Source organism: Paraburkholderia diazotrophica (assembly GCF_038900755.1).
GTDB classification, from domain to species: domain Bacteria; phylum Pseudomonadota; class Gammaproteobacteria; order Burkholderiales; family Burkholderiaceae; genus Paraburkholderia; species Paraburkholderia diazotrophica_A.
The window spans coordinates 93,380-112,004 of record NZ_JBBPEN010000008.1 but is presented as its reverse complement, the minus strand read 5'-3'; the positions used below and the strand labels follow the sequence as shown (position 1 = coordinate 112,004).

14 protein-coding genes and 1 pseudogene are annotated in these 18,625 nt (G+C 64.4%); 9 read left to right on the top strand and 6 right to left on the bottom strand.

Going from position 1 to position 18,625, the window contains the following annotated elements; all coding sequences use genetic code 11:
* Positions 1–219 precede the first annotated feature (219 nt).
* Together hmgA and fahA are read left to right on the top strand one after the other, a co-directional pair.
* Entirely contained in the window at positions 220–1,542 is a 1,323-nt protein-coding gene (gene hmgA, locus AABE10_RS23830) for a homogentisate 1,2-dioxygenase (protein WP_342935699.1), read from the top strand.
* Positions 1,539–2,849, top strand: a complete 1,311-nt coding sequence (fahA, locus tag AABE10_RS23825) for a fumarylacetoacetase (RefSeq protein ID WP_342935698.1) — start codon at positions 1,539–1,541, stop codon at positions 2,847–2,849. The genes hmgA and fahA overlap by 4 nt, the downstream gene beginning before the upstream one ends.
* A 105-nt stretch (positions 2,850–2,954) precedes the next feature.
* Here the strand turns inward: fahA and AABE10_RS23820 are convergent, their stop codons facing one another.
* The 3 genes from AABE10_RS23820 to AABE10_RS23810 all read right to left on the bottom strand — a co-directional run bounded on the left by AABE10_RS23820 (position 2,955) and on the right by AABE10_RS23810 (position 6,458).
* Positions 2,955–4,112 (bottom strand): MFS transporter, encoded by a 1,158-nt coding sequence (locus tag AABE10_RS23820; RefSeq protein ID WP_342935697.1) that lies wholly within the window; start codon positions 4,110–4,112, stop codon positions 2,955–2,957.
* An 85-nt stretch (positions 4,113–4,197) separates the two neighbouring features.
* Positions 4,198–5,355 (bottom strand): MFS transporter, encoded by a 1,158-nt coding sequence (locus tag AABE10_RS23815; protein WP_342935696.1) that lies wholly within the window; start codon positions 5,353–5,355, stop codon positions 4,198–4,200.
* A 203-nt stretch (positions 5,356–5,558) separates the two neighbouring features.
* Entirely contained in the window at positions 5,559–6,458 is a 900-nt protein-coding gene (locus AABE10_RS23810) for a crotonase/enoyl-CoA hydratase family protein (RefSeq protein WP_428983381.1), read from the bottom strand.
* A 261-nt stretch (positions 6,459–6,719) separates the two neighbouring features.
* On the opposite strand from AABE10_RS23810, the gene AABE10_RS23805 reads away from it, so the two are divergent.
* Positions 6,720–7,277 carry a plasmid fertility inhibition factor family protein gene (locus AABE10_RS23805; RefSeq protein ID WP_342935695.1) on the top strand — a complete coding sequence of 186 codons (558 nt, stop codon included), beginning with the start codon at positions 6,720–6,722 and terminating at the stop codon, positions 7,275–7,277.
* A 136-nt stretch (positions 7,278–7,413) separates the two neighbouring features.
* On the opposite strand, the gene AABE10_RS23800 is transcribed toward AABE10_RS23805, so the two are convergent.
* Together AABE10_RS23800 and AABE10_RS23795 are read right to left on the bottom strand one after the other, a co-directional pair.
* Positions 7,414–8,415, bottom strand: a complete 1,002-nt coding sequence (locus tag AABE10_RS23800) for a 2-hydroxyacid dehydrogenase (RefSeq protein WP_342935694.1) — start codon at positions 8,413–8,415, stop codon at positions 7,414–7,416.
* 51 nt (positions 8,416–8,466) lie between these two features.
* The gene (locus AABE10_RS23795) at positions 8,467–9,453 is read right to left on the bottom strand and encodes a LysR family transcriptional regulator (RefSeq protein ID WP_342935693.1); all 987 of its coding nucleotides are present in this window, start codon (positions 9,451–9,453) and stop codon (positions 8,467–8,469) included.
* Between the two features lie 581 nt (positions 9,454–10,034).
* Here AABE10_RS23795 and AABE10_RS23790 point away from each other — a divergent pair.
* The 3 genes and pseudogenes from AABE10_RS23790 (at position 10,035) to AABE10_RS23780 (ending at position 13,024) form a co-directional block, all read left to right on the top strand.
* On the top strand, positions 10,035–10,202 hold the full coding sequence (locus tag AABE10_RS23790) for a hypothetical protein (RefSeq protein ID WP_428983375.1): 168 nt from the start codon (positions 10,035–10,037) through the stop codon (positions 10,200–10,202).
* Positions 10,203–10,218: 16 nt separating this feature from the next.
* Positions 10,219–11,613: pseudogene (locus tag AABE10_RS23785) on the top strand (bifunctional aspartate transaminase/aspartate 4-decarboxylase); the annotation flags it as partial.
* Between the two features lie 166 nt (positions 11,614–11,779).
* Entirely contained in the window at positions 11,780–13,024 is a 1,245-nt protein-coding gene (locus tag AABE10_RS23780; RefSeq protein WP_342935692.1) for a pyridoxal-phosphate-dependent aminotransferase family protein, read from the top strand.
* Between the two features lie 77 nt (positions 13,025–13,101).
* Here AABE10_RS23780 and AABE10_RS23775 read toward each other — a convergent pair whose 3' ends face one another.
* Positions 13,102–14,313 (bottom strand): MFS transporter, encoded by a 1,212-nt coding sequence (locus AABE10_RS23775; protein WP_342935691.1) that lies wholly within the window; start codon positions 14,311–14,313, stop codon positions 13,102–13,104.
* Positions 14,314–14,372: 59 nt separating this feature from the next.
* On the opposite strand from AABE10_RS23775, the gene AABE10_RS23770 reads away from it, so the two are divergent.
* From AABE10_RS23770 to xdhB, 3 genes are all read left to right on the top strand, one after another.
* On the top strand, positions 14,373–14,549 hold the full coding sequence (locus AABE10_RS23770) for a hypothetical protein (protein ID WP_342935690.1): 177 nt from the start codon (positions 14,373–14,375) through the stop codon (positions 14,547–14,549).
* Between the two features lie 161 nt (positions 14,550–14,710).
* Positions 14,711–16,228, top strand: a complete 1,518-nt coding sequence (xdhA, locus tag AABE10_RS23765) for a xanthine dehydrogenase small subunit (RefSeq protein ID WP_342935689.1) — start codon at positions 14,711–14,713, stop codon at positions 16,226–16,228.
* Positions 16,229–16,261: 33 nt separating this feature from the next.
* Positions 16,262–18,625, top strand: coding sequence for a xanthine dehydrogenase molybdopterin binding subunit (gene xdhB / locus AABE10_RS23760; RefSeq protein ID WP_342935688.1), 2,364 nt, complete (start codon positions 16,262–16,264; stop codon positions 18,623–18,625).

Below are 18,625 nucleotides of genomic sequence, written 5' to 3'. Positions count from 1 at the left end.
GAAACAGGGGTGCGGTCGCTGCCGCATGATTCGATGGTAGCAGCCGTCGCCACTCCTTTCATGCACCAAATACTGATATGGATTTCGCCAGCCGTGTGGTGATCGTGGCCGAACTGAGGGTTTACGTTAATTTCACTAATCATAATGTGTTTTACTATTCGTAAAATGTACGCCGCGCTGCAAGCGAGCGCGCGGCCGGGCATCTACGGAGATCACTGCATGGAATCGACTACACGACGCGAAATCCAGCCGGGCTACCAGTCGGGCTTCGCTAACGAATTCGCCACCGAGGCCTTGCCCGGCGCGCTGCCGCAAGGCCGCAATTCGCCGCAGCGCGCGCCGTACGGCTTGTACGCAGAGCAGTTGTCGGGCACGGCCTTTACGGCGCCGCGCGGCCACAATCGCCGTTCGTGGCTGTATCGCATCCGGCCGGCGGCCGTGCATCAGCCGTTCACGGCGCTGCCGTCGCATCGGCTGGTCGCGAATTTCGCCGACGTGCCGCCGACGCCGCCCAACCAGTTGCGCTGGGACCCGCTGCCGATGCCGACGGAGCCGACCGATTTCATCGACGGCTGGGTAACGATGGCGGGCAACGGATCGGCGGAAGCGATGAGCGGCTGCGCGATTCATGTATATGCGGCGAACCAGTCGATGCAAGACCGCTTCTTCTACAACGCGGACGGCGAGCTGCTGATCGTGCCGCAGGCCGGGCGTCTGTCCATCTTCACGGAACTGGGCAAGCTCGACGTCGAGCCGTTCGAGATCGCGGTGATTCCGCGCGGCGTGCGTTTTTCGGTGGCGCTGCCGGACGGCCGTGCGAGCGGCTATATCTGCGAGAACTTCGGCGCGCAACTGCGTCTGCCGGACCTCGGGCCGATCGGCTCGAACGGCCTCGCGAATCCGCGCGACTTCCTGACGCCGCACGCCGCCTACGAAGACCGCGAAGGCGACTTCGAACTGGTCGCGAAGATGAACGGTCATCTGTGGCGCGCGGACATCGGCCATTCGCCGCTCGACGTGGTCGCGTGGCATGGCAACTATGCGCCGTACAAGTACGATCTGCGTCACTTCAACACGATCGGCTCGATCAGCTACGACCATCCGGACCCGTCGATCTTTCTCGTGCTGCAGTCGCAGAGCGACACGCCGGGCGTCGATACCATCGACTTCGTGATCTTCCCGCCGCGCTGGCTCGCCGCCGAAGATACGTTCCGCCCGCCGTGGTTCCACCGCAATGTCGCGAGCGAGTTCATGGGCCTCGTGCACGGCGCGTACGACGCGAAGGCGGAAGGCTTCGTGCCGGGCGGCGCGAGCCTGCACAACTGCATGTCGGGCCATGGGCCGGACGCAGAAACGTTCGAGAAGGCATCGAATATCGATACCTCGAAGCCGAACAAGGTCGACAACACGATGGCCTTCATGTTCGAAACGCGCACGCTGATCAAGCCGACGCGTTTCGCGCTCGAAACCGCGCAGCTTCAGGCGCATTACTTCGAGTGCTGGCAAGGTCTCAAGAAACACTTCAACCCGGAGCAACGATGAACGCATTGAGCGATCTTCAGGCGACGCTCGATGCGTCGCGCAAGAGTTGGGTCGAATCGGCGAACGAGCCGGCCTGCGACTTTTCGATTCAGAACCTGCCGTTCGGGATCTTCAGCGATGGGCTGAACGCGACGCGCCGCGCAGGTGTCGCGATCGGCGATTGCATCGTCGACCTGGCCGCACTCGAAAGCGCGGGCCTGCTGACGGTGCCTGCGTCGAGTGCCGGCGACAGCGTATTCGTACGCGACGCGTTGAACGACTTCATCGCGCTTGGCCGCGATGCATGGCGCAGCGTACGCATCCAGTTGAGCAAGCTGCTTTCGCGCGATAACGCGACGCTGCGCGACGACGCCGAGCTGAAGAGCCGCGCGCTGATCCGCCAGGCCGATGCGACGCTGCATCTGCCCGTGCAGATTCCGGGCTACACGGATTTCTATTCGTCGAAGGAACATGCGACGAACGTCGGCTCGATGTTCCGCGATCCGAAGAATGCGCTGCTGCCGAACTGGTCGGAGATTCCGATCGGCTACAACGGACGCGCGTCGTCGGTGGTGGTGAGCGGCACGCCCGTGCGTCGGCCGAATGGCCAGTTGAAGCTGCCCGATCGGGAGCGGCCCGTCTTCGGCGCGTGCCGGAAGCTCGATATCGAACTGGAGACGGGCTTTATCGTCGGACGCGGCAACGCATTGGGCGAGCCGATTCCATGCGCGCAAGCGGAAGAGCACATCTTCGGCATGGTGCTGCTCAACGACTGGAGCGCGCGCGACATCCAGCAATGGGAGTACGTGCCGCTCGGGCCGTTCAACGCAAAGACGTTCGGCACCACGATCTCGCCGTGGATCGTCACGCTCGATGCGCTCGAACCGTTCCGCGTCGCGCAGCCCGCGCAGGACCCGCAGCCGCTCGAGTATCTGCGTCACGCCGGCGAGCACGCATTCGACATTTCGCTCGAAGTGCTGCTGAAGCCGCAAGGCGCAAGCGAAGCGACGACGATCGCGCGCACGAACTTCCGTCACATGTACTGGACGATGGCGCAGCAGCTCGCGCATCACACGGTGTCGGGCTGCAATACGCGCGTCGGCGATCTGATGGGCTCGGGCACGATCAGCGGTCCGACGGACGATTCGTTCGGCAGCCTGCTCGAACTCACGTGGAACGGCAAGAAGCCGCTGCAACTGAAAGAAGGCGGCACGCGCGCGTTCATCGAAGACGGCGACACGCTGACGCTCGCGGGATGGTGTCAGGGCGATGGGTATCGCGTGGGCTTCGGCACATGCGTCGGGGAGATTTTGCCGGCGCGTCAGTGAGGTCTGTCACAACTATCACACGGCTCAGGTCGGCGAATCGCTCGCGGATCTGAGCCTTGTCCAGAAAGCCGCGCGCTGCATCGCATGCGCGTGGCCTCGTCGTTGTCACGACGCCGCGCCCATCACGCCGCGCCGTTTTTCCCACACGGCCGCCGCGAGAAACGCCAACGCGCTCGCGAGCACTACGCCGATCAGAGCGTCGTTGCCGACGCTCTTCATCAACGCGCCCGCGATCAGCGGTCCGCCGAAACTCGCGATACTCCACGAAGCGCCGACGAGCGAGCTCGCCGACACCAGCGCCACGCCGCGAAACCGTTCGCCGCACGCGACGAGCGACAGCGTATAGATCGCGCCCGCCGCCGCGCCGAGCACATAGAGCAGCGGCCAGCACAGCCACGGCGACTGCAGGGCCCATGGCAAGAGCGGCAGCAGCACGACGACGAGCACCGCGCAGCCGATGTGCACGCGCTCGCGTCCCAGGTGATCGGCGAGCCAGCCGATGGGGAACTGCATCGTCGTGTCGCCGAGCAGCAGCGCCGACGCGAACAGCACAGCCACGTCGGTCGCGACGCCATGCGCCATTGCGAAGAGGGGCATCAGCGACAGCGCGATCGTGTCGAACAGCGCGAAGAAGCCCGTGCCCATCACGAGCGCGGGCATCTGCGGCAGCACGCGGCGCCAGCTGCCGTGCGGCTCGTGTTCGTCGGACGCATGAGGCGTCGAGCGGATCATCGACAGCACGGGCAGCGCGATCAGAAAGATTAGCCCGCAGATCACAAAGCGCCAATGGTCGAACCGCGCGACCTGGCTCACGAGCACGGGGCCCGCCATCTGGAACAGCGTGAAATTCGTTGCGTAGATCGCGACGACGCGGCCGCGCGATGCATCGTCGGCGAGCTGGTTCACCCATGCCTCGCCGATCGTGAACAGCAGCATCAGCGCCGCGCCGCACAGCACGCGCAGCAGGCCCCAGACGAACGGATTCGGCGTCGCCTGCATCAGTGCCGTCGCGGCGGCGACGATCAGCACCGAGCCGATGATCGCTTCGCGGCCGCCGCAGCGCGCGGCGATCCGGCCGGCGATCGGCACGACCAGCAGGCCGCCGCCCGCCTGCGCGGCCGTCAGCAGACCGACGACGTCGGTACCGTAGCCGGCCTGCGTCAGCGCGAGGGCAGTGAGAGGAAGCGTCGCGCCGCTGCCGAGGCCGACCACGGCCACGCTCAGGATTAGCGCGAGGAAATCGCGGGAGAGGACGACTTTCATCGGGCGAGATGCTACTACGCCGTCATGTCACGCGTAGCGTCGGAAGGCCGGATGGCGGGTGAAGGCGTTCGATATGTATGGCCGCTCAGCCCGCCACCGGCAGCCGCCGGTCGAGCGACACCGACCACCACGTCAGCGCAACGGCCCCAGCCGCCGTCGCGACGCCAACCCACGGCAGCGACGTCAGCGGCGCGCCCGCGCCGATCGCCATGCCGCCGAGCCACGCGCCCGTCGCATTGCCGAGATTGAAGGCGCCCTGATTGAGCGTCGACGCGAGATTCGGCGCGCTGCTCGCGCGGTCGACGATCAGCATTTGCAGCGGCGGCACGATCGCGAAGGCGAGCACGCCCCACAGGAAGATCGTGATCATCGCCGGGATTTCGCTGTGCATCGTGATCGCGAAGATCGACAGGATCGCGACGATCGCGAGCAGGAAAGACATCAGCGAATGCACGGGGCGCCAGTCCGCGAGCTTGCCGCCGAGCGTGCTGCCGACCGTCAGCCCAAGGCCGAACAGCAGCAGCACCATCGTCACGGCATGCGGCGTGAAGCCCGTCACGTCTTCGAGGATCGGCGTGATGTAGGTGAAGGTCGAGAAGAGGCTCGCCGACGCGAGCACGCTCGTTCCCAGCACCATCAGCACCTGCGGATTCTTCAGCACCGTGAACTCGTGGACGAGGCTTGCCTTCTGCATCTCGATCTTCGACGGCAGGCACAGCGCGAGCGCGACGGCTGCGATCACGCCGATGGCCGTCACGGCCCAGAATGTCGCGCGCCAGCCGACGGCCTGGCCGAGCGCCGTGCCGAGCGGCACGCCCAGCACGTTCGCGAGCGTGAGGCCCGTGAACATCAGCGCGATGGCTTGCGCGCGGCGGTTCGGCGCGACGAGCCCGGCAGCGACGACCGAGCCGATGCCGAAGAACGCGCCATGACAGAACGCCGTCACGATGCGCGCGGCCATCAGCACCGCATAACCCGGCGCAATCGCGCACAGCAGATTGCCGACGATGAAGATGCCGATCAGGCTCATCAGCGCTTTCTTGCGTGGCATGTTGGCGACCGCAATGGCGACGATCGGCGCGCCGATCGTCACGCCCAGCGCATACGCGGACACCAGCATGCCCGCAGCCGGAATCGACACGCTCAGATCGCGCGCGACGTCGGGCAGCAGCCCCATGATGACGAACTCGGTGGTACCGATACCAAACGCGGCAACGGCAAGGGCAAGCAAAGGCAAGGGCATGTCGGGGCTTTTACGGGAGGGTCGCGCCGGCGGGCGGGGCGCCGTTCGCGTTGCCGTCGCGCGCTTTCGGGACGAGTGCGCAGGCGTCAGCAAGGGAAAATCAGTAGGGGATTGTACCTAAGCCAATATGGCTGTGCTGACGGCCTGACACACTGTTGTATTTCGTCGATTGCGATGTGATTGCGCCGAGAAAATCCCTTGTTTCAAGGGACTTTTTTGTCCGGCGCGGTATCAGGCACATCACGGGACACATCGCCGGACTCATCGCGGATCGCACTTCCGTGTCGACCCGCTCCTGCAGCGAACGCCGCCGCGCCGGCGATGCCCTCGGCGAACACGGCCTGATAGCCGCCCGCGCCTTCGCGGCGGAGCGCTTCGGGCAGATCTTCGAGCAGCGTGTTTTCGTACACGGACCGGCGATCGGCGAGCAACGCGGCCTGCGGGAACGCGGCGAGCTCGGCGGCCAGTTGCTCGGCGGCGGCGCGCGCGGCGCCCTTCGGCACGATGCGATTCGCAAGGCCGAACGCGAGCGCTTCGTCGGCGCCAATGGCGCGGCCCGTCAGGATCAGATCGAGCGCGCGCGACTGGCCGATCAGGCGCGGCAGGCGAATTGTCCCGCCATCGATCAGCGGAATGCCGACGCGTCGGCAGAACACACCGAGCACCGCATCCGCTTCGACGATACGCAGATCGCACATCGCCGCGAGTTCCAGGCCGCCCGCCACCGCATGGCCCGCGATCGCCGCAATGACAGGCTTCGCGAACATCGTGCGTGTCGGTCCCATCGGACCCGGGCCGCTGCCGTCGGCGTGCAATTCGTTGCGCCGTGCATCGTCTTGTAGTGCAGTGAGGTCCGCTCCTGCGCAAAAAGTGCCGCCTGCGCCCGTCAATACGGCGACGCGCCATGCATCGCTTGCTTCGAAGTGGCGCAACGCCGCTGAGAGCGCATCGGCTGTCGGACGGTCGACGGCATTGCGGCAGGCGGGGCGGTCGATGACGATCGTTGCTACAGCTAGCGGGCCCGCGGATTGCTTATTCTGTGCAGTTGGGGATTTTTGTGCAGTTTCAATTCGAACGTGTTCGCCGAACTGTTGGGTAGCCATCACTCTCTCCGCTTCAGCGTTCGTTAAGGATCTAGACTGGAATGGAAAAGCGCGCAAATGCGCGGCGACACCCTAAAGAAACCGCGCAAAACATCCGCTAAACCGGAAGCTCGAGCCTGCGCGACGAAACGTGGCGAAGCGGCAGCGATACAGCGCGAATCGCTTGCATGCCGGTCACGTGCTTTTAACAATCGACTCGTAGCTTAGGCGCTTTTTGAACTGCCAGGGCGCGCGCACGCACCGGCGCATGGAGTACGCCCTATGTCCTCATTGATGGAATTACCGACGACGTCTTCGGCAGCATCATCGCCATCCGGCAGCGAGCCGGTATGGATCGTTCCGCTGCTCGATCATCCGCCCTACAACCATGTGCGGATGAAGCGCGTCTTTACTGCGGACGGCACGCGTCATCAGGTCGTGCTCGTCGATGCGCGCAAGCTGCTTGCATGCGCCGATCGCGACAACACCGATTACGTGCTGCGTCCCGTCAACGAATGGCATCAAGGCAAGGTGCGCGGCATCCGCGAGTTTCTCGATCCGTCCAACGCGCGCATTCCGCAGATGCCCTATGTGACGATCACAACGCGCCGCGCGCCGGGCCTGCTCGGCTGGCTCAGGTTGGAACACGAGGGCGTGGTCGCGTTTCGCAACGGGCAGCATCGCGCGCGCTACATGCTGGCGGCGGGCGCGGTGTGGTTTCCCGTCGAAGTGCATGAGCGCGAAGCGGCGCTGCTGCGCCAATACTGCGGCGCGCCTGACGACGCGCGCACCGCGCTGCGTCCCGGCTCCGCCGGCGCGGACGTGCTGCCGCGAACCTGAACGACGCCCGTTCGCCCGTTCGCTACTGCGATTGAACCGGCGCAAGCAGAAAGGCCAGCGTGACGATGCATCGTCACGCTGGCCTTCATTGCTTCAGTGGCCGCTTCGGCCTGTCGGGCGGGCTATGCGCCGATCATCACTTCGCCGGCGCCTCGACGACATTGCGCGGGGTCCCTTCGTGCCACGCCTTTACATTGTCGAGCGTCGTCTGCGCGATCTCGGTCATCGCCTCGCGCGTGAAAAAGGCCTGGTGCGCGGTCACGATCACATTCGGAAACATCAGCAGACGCGCGAGCACATCGTCTTGCAGCGGCAGATTCGAATGGTCCTCGAAGAAGATGCCGCCTTCCTCTTCGTACACGTCAAGCCCGAGATGCCCCAGCTGGCCGCTCTTCAGCGCGCCGACCAGCGCATTGCTTTCGACCAGCCCGCCGCGCCCCGTGTTGATCAGCATGGCGCCGCGCTTCATCTTCGCGAGCGCGCGGCTGTCGATGAGGTGGTGCGTCGAGGGCAGCAGCGGGCAGTGCAGGCTCACGATGTCCGACTCGGCGAGCAGCGTATCGAGCGGCACATAGCGCCCGCCCAGCGCGAGGACTTCGGGCGACTCGGGACCGGGATCGTGCGCGAGCACCTGCATGCCGAAGCCTGCCATCACGCGCGCAAAGCACCGGCCGATGATGCCCGTGCCGATTACGCCGACCGTCTTGCCGTGGAGGTCGAAACCGAGCAGCCCGTTCAGCGAGAAATCACCCTCGCGCGTGCGGGCGAAGGCGCGCGGCAGCTTGCGGTTCAGCGCGAGCACCAGTCCCGCCGCATGCTCGGCGACCGCGTGCGGCGAATACGCGGGCACCCTGACGACGGGCATGCCCAGGCGATGGGCCGCAGCAAGATCGACGTGATTGAAGCCCGCCGAGCGCAGCGCGATCAGCCGCGTGCCACCCGCATGCAGGCGCTCGAGCGTCGCCGCGTCGACGGTGTCGTTGACGAACGGACACGCGATGTCGTAACCGTTGGCGAGCACGGCTGTGTCCGCATCGAGATGCGACTCCTGAAAGTGCAACGCGTACCGGAACGCGGTGTTCGCCTCGGTGAACGTGTCGATGTCGTACTGCCGGCTGCTGAACAGGATCATGCGCATGGGTTCCGGACTCCTGTGGGCACCGCCGGCGTGCTGGCGACGCCGCGCGGCCTATGAGGCGTGCCGCACGACGTGCAGCTCGTGCGCCACTATCGTATGACCGTTCGCGGGAACCTCCGGCTCCGCGCATCCCGCATGCTCGACCGTGTAATCGACGAATGTACGCGTTTTCGTCGGCAAGTGGCGGCGGCGTGGATAGACGAGCGACACCTTCGCCTGCGACTCGTCGACCGAATAGTCCGGCATGATGCGCTTCAATGTACCCGTCGCGAAGTCGTCGGCGACGAGCGTTTCGGGCAGCACCGCGACGCCCATGCCGGCGATCGCAGCGAGCCGCACGAGCAGCGGGCTGTTCACCGTGTACGACGGCTCGAACGCGACCGGTTGCGGATCGCCTTCGCCATCGACGAAATGCCATGCCATCGGACCGCGCTGCTCGGCAGGCGTTGCGATGCACGAGTGCAGCATGAGTTGCTCGGGATCGCGCGGCTCGCCGCGCAGCGCGAGGTAGGAGGGCGCGGCGCACGGCACGAGTCGCTGCGTCGCGAACGACAGCTCGATGCTGTCGACTTCCGCGCTTTGCCCCGTCGGTCCATGCCCCGCGATAAAGAGACCGACGTCGTAGCCGTCTTCGAGCAGATGCGGCGCGCGTTCCGCGAGCGTGAGCCTGATGCGCACTTTGGGATAACGCCGCCGGTAGCCGTCCAGCAATTGCGTGAGGGCCTGAGGCGACAGCGCGCCCGTCGCGACGACGCGCAGCGTGCCGGCGGGCTCGCGCTCGGTTCCCGCCACCGAGCCTTCCAGAAGATCGAGTTCTTCGAGCAGGCCACGGCAGCCTTCGAGATAGTGCGTGCCCGCTTCCGTCAGCGACAGATTGCGTGTCGTGCGGTTGATGAGGCGCGCATGCAGATGCGCCTCCAGGGTCGCGATCGAACGCGTGACCAGTGCGTTCGACACTTTCAGTTGCTGGGCCGCGCGTCTGAAGCTCTGTGTCTCCGCAACCCGGACGAAGACCCGCATAGCGTAGATCTGATTCATGGTAGCGCCCTCGCAAAGCGCGGTTTGGCCGCGCGTCGTCGACCCGGCGAGGCGTGCGGCAGAGTGCTGTCCGCATCGCCTCGCCGGTGATGTACCGGCCGATTACAAACGATTGCCGGTTCTGGAATTTTTACCAGGTCGTCCAGAAAAATAATATTGACAGTGGCTGGCGATTTCAATATTTATTGAATGGACGACGTTATTTCGCAATTGTAAAAATCAGCTTGCTTTAATTTTGGCGGAATCTGTCAAGGTGATTTCGCAAGGTTCAAATGCATGCATAAAAAAGCCATCCGGCTGAAAAGTGAAGATCCTGGTCGTTCGACAATCATGCGAGGGCACGATGTCTGTCAACAGAAGCGCCACAGGCTGATTTGATATCTGTCAAAAGCGCGAAAACCGGCGGCTGAAACTGTACGTCACCGCATCGCATTACCCCCGTCTTTGAATGAGATGGGTTAATTCCCGTCGTTATTCGTGCGTGCATTTCAATTAATACAGCTAAATCGATGGATGAATTAATGCGCGCGCAATTTTTAAAAAGATTCATACGAAAAACTGCAATTGACGGGACTTCGAACATGATCGGTGAATTGCTTGAGTCTCAGCCGGAGATTGCGCTGTTCGCGAGTCTTGCGCTCGGCTATCTGATCGGCTCGTTCAGGATCGGACCGATTCAGCTGGGCGGCGTGTGCGGCACGCTGATCCTGTCGCTGCTCATCGGACAGACGGGCGCGCATCTCGCCTGATCCGAAGAACATCGCGTTTCCGAAGCGCGAAGGGCTCGCCGAGCGCTTCGAGCTGTTCCTGCGCGAAAACAAGGGCGTGCCGGGTATCGACTTCCTCGCGGGCGCCGTGTCGTATGTGCGCGACCAGCTCGGCCTGTCGGGCACCGACTTTCTCTATGAGATGTGCGAGGGCATTCTCGCGTCGAACTACCCGGTGCCCGACCGCATGCTGAAGCTGTCGGAGTTCATCGTCGGGCAGTATCTGCGGCGCGAGATGATCGGCAAGTATCCGTTCGTCGGCGAGTTCGACGTTTTCGCCGTCGAGGGCGGCACGGCCGCGATGACGTATATCTTCAACACGATGAAGCAGAACCAACTGATCAAGCCCGGCGACACCATTGCGCTCGGCCGGCCGATCTTCACGCCGTACATCGAGATTCCGACGCTCGACGAGTATCAGCTGAACGTCGTCAATCTGGATGCCGACGTCGAGAACAACTGGCAGTACTCGAAGGCCGAACTCGACAAGCTGCGCGATCCGAAAGTGAAGGCGTTCTTTCTCGTGAACCCGAGCAATCCGCCGTCGGTGCGGATCAGCGACGAGAGCCTCGAATACATCGCCGAAATCGTCAACGAGCGCCCGGACCTGATCCTGCTGACGGACGATGTGTACGGCACCTTCGCCGACGACTTCGTCTCGCTCTTTGCGCTGGCGCCGAAGAACACGATTCTCGTCTACTCGTATTCGAAGTACTTCGGCGCGACGGGCTGGCGTCTCGGCACGATCGCGACGCACAAGGACAACATTCTCGACAGGCTGATCGCCGAGCTTCCGAAGGACACGAAGAAGATGCTGCACAAGCGCTACGAGTCGATCACGACGGAGCCCGACAAGCTCAAGTTCATTGACCGGCTGGTGGCCGACAGCCGCACCGTCGCGCTGAATCACACGGCAGGCCTGTCGACGCCGCAGCAGGTGCAAATGGTGCTCTTCTCGCTGTTTTCGCTGATGGATACGCCGGACGCGTACAAGAACGCGCTCAAGCGTCTGATTCGCAGCCGCAAGCGCGCGCTGTACGAGGAAGTCGGCATCGCATTCGACGACAAGGACACGAACCTGGTCGACTACTACACGATCCTCGACATGGAGTATTTCGGCGAGCGCCAGTATGGCCGCGAATTCGTCGACTGGCTGCTGAAGCACACGGAGCCGTCGGAGCTGCTGTTCCGTCTCGCGCGCGAGGCGCGTGTCGTGCTGCTGCCAGGCCTCGGCTTCGGCACGAAGCATCCTGCGGGGCGCGTGTCGCTGGCCAATCTCAACGAGTCCGATTATCGGAAGATCGGGCGCGCGATCCGGCGGCTCACGGATGAATATGTCGAGCTCTACACGAAGGAGACGGGCAAGCGCATCGAGAGAAGAGAGGTCAAATGACTGCATCGGATGACCACGGCGTACCCGAATCCGTCATCGAATCTGTCTGAACGCTTGCGCAAGCGAGCATATCGGTGAATGATCGAAGACGGCCCGCCGCCCGCAGGTGTTGCTGCGCGCGGCGGGCCGTCTTTCCTGCAACGTTCATCTTTCGCGCGTCTCCGTCATGACCCATACAACGTCCCACGTCGTTCCCTGTCCTGAAGTCGAATCGCTCGACGCGATTCTTCCCGAAGAACCGCTCCTGATGATGGGCGCCGGCCCCGTGCCGATTCCCGCCGCCGTCGCGAAGGCGAATGCGATCGTCATCAACCATCTGGGCGGCACGATGGCAAAGGTGATCGGACAGGTGAAGACGATGGCCCGCTATGTGTTCCAGACGAACTCGAAGTGGGTGCTGGGCGTCGCGGGTCCGGGCTCGGCGGCGATGGAAATGGCGATCTCCAACCTCGCGTGGTCCGGCACGCGCGTGCTGAGCATCAAGAACGGCTTTTTCAGCGCGCGGATGGCCGAAATGGGGCGGCGCGTCGGCGCGGATGTGTCGCTGCTCGAAGTCGCGGATCGCACGGTCGCGACGCTCGAACAGGTCGAGGAGGCGATTCGCCGCGTGCGCCCCGAGATCGTGACGATCGTGCAGGGCGAGACCTCGAACACCGTGTGGAACTATCACCTGAAGGACATCGCGGCGCTTGCGAAGAAGGCGGGCGCGCTCGTCGTCGTCGATGCCGTATGCACGCTGTCGACGATGCCGCTCGAAATGGACGCATGGGGCATCGATGCCGTCATCACGGGCGGACAGAAGGGACTGTCGTCGATTCCGGGCGTATCGCTGATCGCGTTTTCGGATGCGGCATGGGAGCGCGTGAAAGGACGCTCGCATGCAAGCGCGCACTGGTGTCTCGACGCATCGCTCGCCGAGAACTTCTGGCACAACGCGGGCTATCACTACACGGCGCCCGTGTCGGGCGTGCTCGCTCTGCATGAGGCGCTGCGGCTCGTGTGCGCGGAGACGCTGGAGAAGCGCTTCGCGCGGCATCTGAAGTGCTCGCTCGCGCTACAGGCGGGGATCAGCGCAATGGGCCTGCAACTCTACGCGCCGGCCGAGTGCCGGCTGAATTCCGTGGTCGGCATCGAGGTGCCGACGAAAGACCGGCCCGATCTCACGCCCGGCGATATCTGCGGGCACATCTCGCGTCACCATCAGGTCGAGATCTCCGGGTCGTTCGGCTTGCCGATCGTGCGCATCGGCCAGATGGGCGAGCAGGCCCGCGAACATAACCTGTTCCGCACGCTGCACGCGTTCGGGCGGACGATGATCGATCTCGGCGTGAATGTCGATCTGCCTGCAGGCGTCGCGGCGCTGGAGCGTTCGCTCGCGAGCAGCGCGAAGGGCGAAGCGCTGAACGCCTGATCGGCGAAAGCGGGGCACCAGGGGGAAAAAAGCGACGCACGCGGCGTCGCTTTTTCTTATCCGAACTCAGGCGGCCATTACGCCGCTGCCGGCGCGTTCGGCGTGCGCGCGTTGCGCAGATAGAGCATTGTCGACAGCGCGACGGCGGCTGCGGCAGCCACGGCCGCGAACAGAAACACCGAGCCGTAGCCGAACTCACCCGCGATATAGCCCGCCAGCGGCCCGGTCACGCCGAGCGACAGATCGAGAAACACCGAATACGCGGACAGCGCCGCGCCACGGCTCGCCGGCGGCACGAGTCCCACCGCCTCGACGCCGAGCGCCGGGAACACCAGCGCAAAGCCGAAGCCCGTCAGCGCGGCGCCTGCCAGCGCGGCGTGCGGCACGGGCGCGAGCCACAGCAACAGCAAGCCGGCGCATTCGAACGAGAACGATGCAATCGCGACGCGAAAGCCGCCGTAGGTCTTGATCGTGTTGGCAAACAAAAGTCGCGCGCCGATGAACAGCGTGCCGAACACCGTCAGCGACAGCGCCGCGTTCGGCCAGTGGTTCGCCGCGTAGAAGAGCGTGATGAACGTCGCGATCGAGCCGAAGCCCGCCGAGCCGAGCGCGAGCCCGATGCCGTGCGGCAGCACTCGCGTGAACACGCTGCGATACGACATGCGTTCGCCGTGCACGACGGGCACGGGCGCGATCAGGCGCGCGAGGTAGTAGCCGAGCGCCGCCAGCGCGATCACGACGACGCCGAGCGCGAAGAACCCGACCGCATGCTCGATCGCGACGCCGAGCGGTGCGCCGACCGCGAGCGCGCCGTAAGTGGCGATGCCGTTCCACGAAATCACGCGCGCATTGTTCGTCGTGCCGACGCGCCCGATGCCCCACAGGATCGCGCCCGTGCCGCACAGGCTTTCGCCGAAGCCGAGCACGAGACGGCTCAGCACCAGCAGACCGAGGCTCAGCGCGGGCCAATGGCCGAGCAGCACGGCCACGAGCAGCAGCGCGCCGCTCGCGCCGCAGCCGATCAGGCCGATCGTCACCGTTTTCTTCGGCCCCAGCGTGTCGGCGGAACGGCCGGCAAGCGGCCGAGATGCGAGCGTCGCGAAGTACTGGACGCTGATCGCTAGACCCGCGAGCACGGCGCTGTAGCCGAGATCGTCATGGACGTAGCCGGGCAGCACCGCGAGCGGAATGCCGATCGTCAGGTAGCAAAGGAACGTGAAAAAAACGACGGGAATGATCTGCAACGTGGTCGCAAATTCGCTGCGCGGCGTAGCGGAATCGACTGACATGGGGAAAACGAGAATTGAAATCGGCAGGAAGGCGTGATTTTCCCATGGAACCGATTCCCTTGCAGACTCTGCTCGATATTTTCTCGTCGATGAAACAGGGCTGCGCGACGGCGCCGACGGATTCCCGTCAATTTCGCCGGTTTCTGGTGGGCTTTGATCGCGCGCTGGCAGCGCATGGGGTGTCGTATATGAGCGAATGCAAGGAAAAACAGCTCGAATCGGACCTGCCAACATAAGCGCAGCGGCCTGCCGCCGTCTCAATTTATCGCTCCAGCTGTATGTCCCCCATGCGATCGAGCCTATGGGTTGCGATTATTGATGATGCTACTTTTCGAACCGTCAGCCGCACCGTCCGCATTCCCCATGCGGATGCGAATAACCGAAACGAGCACGAGACATGAGCCAGCCGATCCGCTTCTACCATCGCAACGCGATCCGTGAGATCACCGACGCGCCCGTCACCCGCACCGTTCTCCAATATCTGCGCGAAGACGCGCGCTGCACGGGCACCAAGGAAGGCTGCGCAGAAGGCGATTGCGGCGCGTGCACGGTGGTGATCGGCGAGCGCGACGACGCGGGCGGCGTCAGCTTCAAGGCCGTCAACGCGTGCATCCAGTTTCTGCCGACGCTCGACGGCAAGGCGCTCTTCACTGTCGAAGACCTGCGCCAGCCGGACGGCGGCCTGCATCCGGTGCAAGAGGCGATGGTCGAGTGCCACGGCTCGCAATGCGGCTTCTGCACGCCGGGCTTCGTGATGTCGATGTGGTCGTTGTACGAGAAGCATGGCCACGAGCATGCGTGCGCGAACCGGACCGTGCCCGATCGCGCCGGGATCGCCAACGCGCTGACGGGCAACCTGTGCCGCTGCACGGGCTATCGCCCCATCGTCGATGCGGCCGAGCGCATGTTTCAGTTGCCCGCGCCGAAAGCGCCCGTCGACGTAAAGGCGTTGGCCGAAAAGCTCGCGACGCTCGAGCGCGGCGAAACCTTCCACTACGAATGCAACGGCCAGACGTTCGATGCGCCGCGCACGATCGATGCGCTCGCGAAGATCAAGGCCGATGCGCCCACGACGCGCATTCTTGCTGGCAGCACCGACATCGGCCTATGGGTCACGAAGATGATGCGCGACCTGGGTCACATCGTGTATGTCGGCCAGATCGCCGAGATGCAGAAAGTCGAGACGAACGACGACTGGATCGAAATCGGCGCGGGCGTGACGGTCGAGCGCGCGTATGCCGAACTGGCGAAGCAGTATCCCGAACTTACGGAGATGTGGCAGCGCTTTGCGTCGCTGCCGATTCGCAACGCGGGCACGCTCGGCGGCAACGTGGCGAACGGCTCGCCCATCGGCGATTCGATGCCGGGCCTGATCGCGCTCGGCGCGCGTGTCGTGCTGCGCGGCGGCGATGTCGAACGCGAGTTGCCGCTTGAAGACCTGTATCTCGCGTATCAGAAGAAGGACATGGCGGAGCATGAGTTCGTCGTGGGCCTGAAGGTGCCCGCGCGCAACGAAGCGCGCAAGCACTTCAAGTTCCGCACGTACAAGATCTCGAAGCGCTTCGACTCCGATATTTCCGCCGTGTGCGCCGCGTTCTCGTTCATCGCGGACGGCGACACGATTCGCGAGCCGCGCATCGCGTTCGGCGGCATGGCGGCAACGCCGAAGCGCGCGACGCACGCCGAAGCCGTGCTCGCCGATGGCGGCTGGCACGAAGCCACCGCGCAGGCCGCGATGCTCGCGCTCGCGAAGGACTACGAGCCGCTCACCGACATGCGCGCGACGAGCGGCTATCGCCTGGAAGCCGCGAAGAACACGCTGTATCGCTTCTGGCTCGAAACACGCCCGAACGATCCGCTGCAAAAGAGCGCGCTCGATGTGCGCGCAGTGGAAGCAGCCGGCGCAGACGCCTGAGCGAACCTGACAGGATCACGGAGAACCCGCAGAATGAACCAGCAAGCCGAACCGTTCCTGAAGGACGCCACGGAACTCGCCGACTTCACGCAAGTGCACGTGTCGCGTCCGCATGAATCCGCGCATCTGCACGTGAGCGGCCGCGCAACCTACACCGACGACATCCCCGAGCTTGCGGGCACGCTGCACGCGGCGCTCGGGCTCTCGCCGAAAGCGCACGCGAAGATCGTGTCGATGAAGTTCGACAAGGTGCGCGCGACGCCCGGCGTCGTCGCCGTCTTCACTGCCGACGATATTCCCGGCCACAACGACTGTGCGCCGATCGTCAAAGGCGACGATCCGATTCTCGCGGACGGCATCGTGCAATACGTCGGCCAGCCGATGTTCATCGTCGTCGCGACGTCGCACGATGCGGCGCGCCTTGGCGCGCGTCGCGCGGAATTCGAATTCGAGGAATTGCCCGCCGTGCTGACGGCACAGCAGGCGCGCGCCGCGAACCAGAGCGTGATTCCGCCGATGAAGCTCGCGCGCGGCGACGCCGCGTCGAATCTGCAACGCGCGACGCATCGCGAAGCGGGCGAAATGCTTCTAGGCGGCCAGGAGCAGTTCTATCTGGAAGGCCAGATTTCATACGCGGTGCCGAAGGACGACGACGGCATGCACGTGTGGTGCTCGACGCAGCATCCGAGCGAAATGCAGCATCTCGTCTCACACGTGCTGGGCGTCCATTCGCATAACGTGCTGGTCGAATGCCGCCGGATGGGCGGCGGCTTCGGCGGCAAGGAATCGCAGTCGGGGCTGTTCGCGTGCTGCGCGGCGCTCGCCGCGTGGAAGCTGCTGTGTCCAGTGAAGCTGCGCCCCGATCGCGACGACGACATGATGGTCACGGGCAAGCGCCACGATTTCCACTACACGTATGACGTCGGCTATGACGACGAAGGCGTGATCGAAGGCGTGTCCGTCGATATGACGTCGCGCTGCGGATTCTCCGCCGATCTGTCCGGCCCCGTAATGACGCGCGCCGTCTGTCACTTCGACAACGCGTACTACCTGTCGGATGTCGCGATCGACGGCTTCTGCGGCAAGACGAACACGCAATCGAACACGGCGTTTCGCGGCTTCGGCGGCCCGCAGGGCGCGTTCGCGATCGAGTACATCATCGACGATATCGCGCGCTCGCTCGGCAAGGACTCGCTCGACGTGCGCCGCCGCAATCTGTACGGCAAGACCGAGCGCAATCAGACGCCGTATGGCCAGATCGTCGAAGACAACGTGATTCACGAGCTGATCGACGAACTCGAAGCGACGAGCGACTATCGCAGGCGCCGCGCCGAAGTGCTCGAATTCAACCGCAATAACGAAGTGCTGAAAAAGGGTCTTGCACTCACGCCCGTGAAGTTCGGCATCGCGTTCAACGTTACGCACTTCAACCAGGCGGGCGCGCTCGTTCATATCTACACCGACGGCTCCGTGCTCGTGAATCATGGCGGCACGGAAATGGGCCAGGGGCTCAACACGAAGGTCGCGCAGGTGGTCGCGCATGAACTGGGCGTGAGCTTCAACCGCGTGCGCGTGACGGCGACCGATACGTCGAAGGTCGCGAACACGTCGGCGACCGCGGCATCGACGGGCTCGGATCTGAACGGCAAGGCCGCACAGGATGCCGCGCGCCAGTTGCGCGAGCGTCTCGCCGCGTTCGCCGCCGACAAGTTCGGCGCGGGCGAGGTGACGGCATCGCAGGTGCGATTCGCGGGCGATTGCGTGCTGATCGGCGATGCCGTCGTGCCGTTCGAAGAAGTGATCGCGAAGGCGTATCTCGCGCGCGTGCAGTTGTGGTCCGACGGTTTCTACGCGACGCCGAAGCTCTACTGGGACCAGGCGAAGCTGCAAGGGCGGCCGTTCTTCTACTACTCGTACGGCGCGGCCGTATCGGAAGTCGTGATCGACACGCTGACGGGAGAAATGCGCGTGCTGCGCGCCGATGCGCTGCACGACGTCGGCGCGTCGCTGAATCCGGCCATCGATGTCGGCCAGGTCGAAGGCGGCTTCATCCAGGGCATGGGCTGGCTGACGACGGAGGAACTGTGGTGGAACGCGGGCGGCAAGCTGATGACGCATGCGCCTTCCACCTACAAGATTCCGACCGTCAACGATACGCCGCCCGATTTCCGCGTGCGCCTCTTCAAGAACCGCAACGCGGAGGACAGCATTCACCGTTCGAAGGCGACGGGCGAGCCGCCGCTGTTGTTGCCGTTCTCGGTGTTCTTCGCGATCCGCGATGCGGTGGCCGCCGTCGGCGATTACAAGGTGAATCCGCCGCTGAACGCGCCCGCAACGGGCGAAGAGATCCTGAAGGCGATCGGCGCGGTGCGTGCCGCCCGCTCCGACCGGCGCTAA

Bases quoted from the DNA above. Each gene is read 5' to 3' on its own strand.
- hmgA (WP_342935699.1), top strand. From the start codon at position 220: ATGGAATCGACTACACGACGCGAAATCCAGCCGGGCTACCAGTCGGGC.
- fahA (WP_342935698.1), top strand. From the start codon at position 1,539: ATGAACGCATTGAGCGATCTTCAGGCGACGCTCGATGCGTCGCGCAAG.
- AABE10_RS23820 (WP_342935697.1), bottom strand. From the start codon at position 4,112: ATGAAAGTCGTCCTCTCCCGCGATTTCCTCGCGCTAATCCTGAGCGTG.
- AABE10_RS23815 (WP_342935696.1), bottom strand. From the start codon at position 5,355: ATGCCCTTGCCTTTGCTTGCCCTTGCCGTTGCCGCGTTTGGTATCGGT.
- AABE10_RS23810 (WP_428983381.1), bottom strand. From the start codon at position 6,458: ATGGCTACCCAACAGTTCGGCGAACACGTTCGAATTGAAACTGCACAA.
- AABE10_RS23805 (WP_342935695.1), top strand. From the start codon at position 6,720: ATGTCCTCATTGATGGAATTACCGACGACGTCTTCGGCAGCATCATCG.
- AABE10_RS23800 (WP_342935694.1), bottom strand. From the start codon at position 8,415: ATGCGCATGATCCTGTTCAGCAGCCGGCAGTACGACATCGACACGTTC.
- AABE10_RS23795 (WP_342935693.1), bottom strand. From the start codon at position 9,453: ATGAATCAGATCTACGCTATGCGGGTCTTCGTCCGGGTTGCGGAGACA.
- AABE10_RS23790 (WP_428983375.1), top strand. From the start codon at position 10,035: ATGATCGGTGAATTGCTTGAGTCTCAGCCGGAGATTGCGCTGTTCGCG.
- AABE10_RS23780 (WP_342935692.1), top strand. From the start codon at position 11,780: ATGACCCATACAACGTCCCACGTCGTTCCCTGTCCTGAAGTCGAATCG.
- AABE10_RS23775 (WP_342935691.1), bottom strand. From the start codon at position 14,313: ATGTCAGTCGATTCCGCTACGCCGCGCAGCGAATTTGCGACCACGTTG.
- xdhA (WP_342935689.1), top strand. From the start codon at position 14,711: ATGAGCCAGCCGATCCGCTTCTACCATCGCAACGCGATCCGTGAGATC.
- xdhB (WP_342935688.1), top strand. From the start codon at position 16,262: ATGAACCAGCAAGCCGAACCGTTCCTGAAGGACGCCACGGAACTCGCC.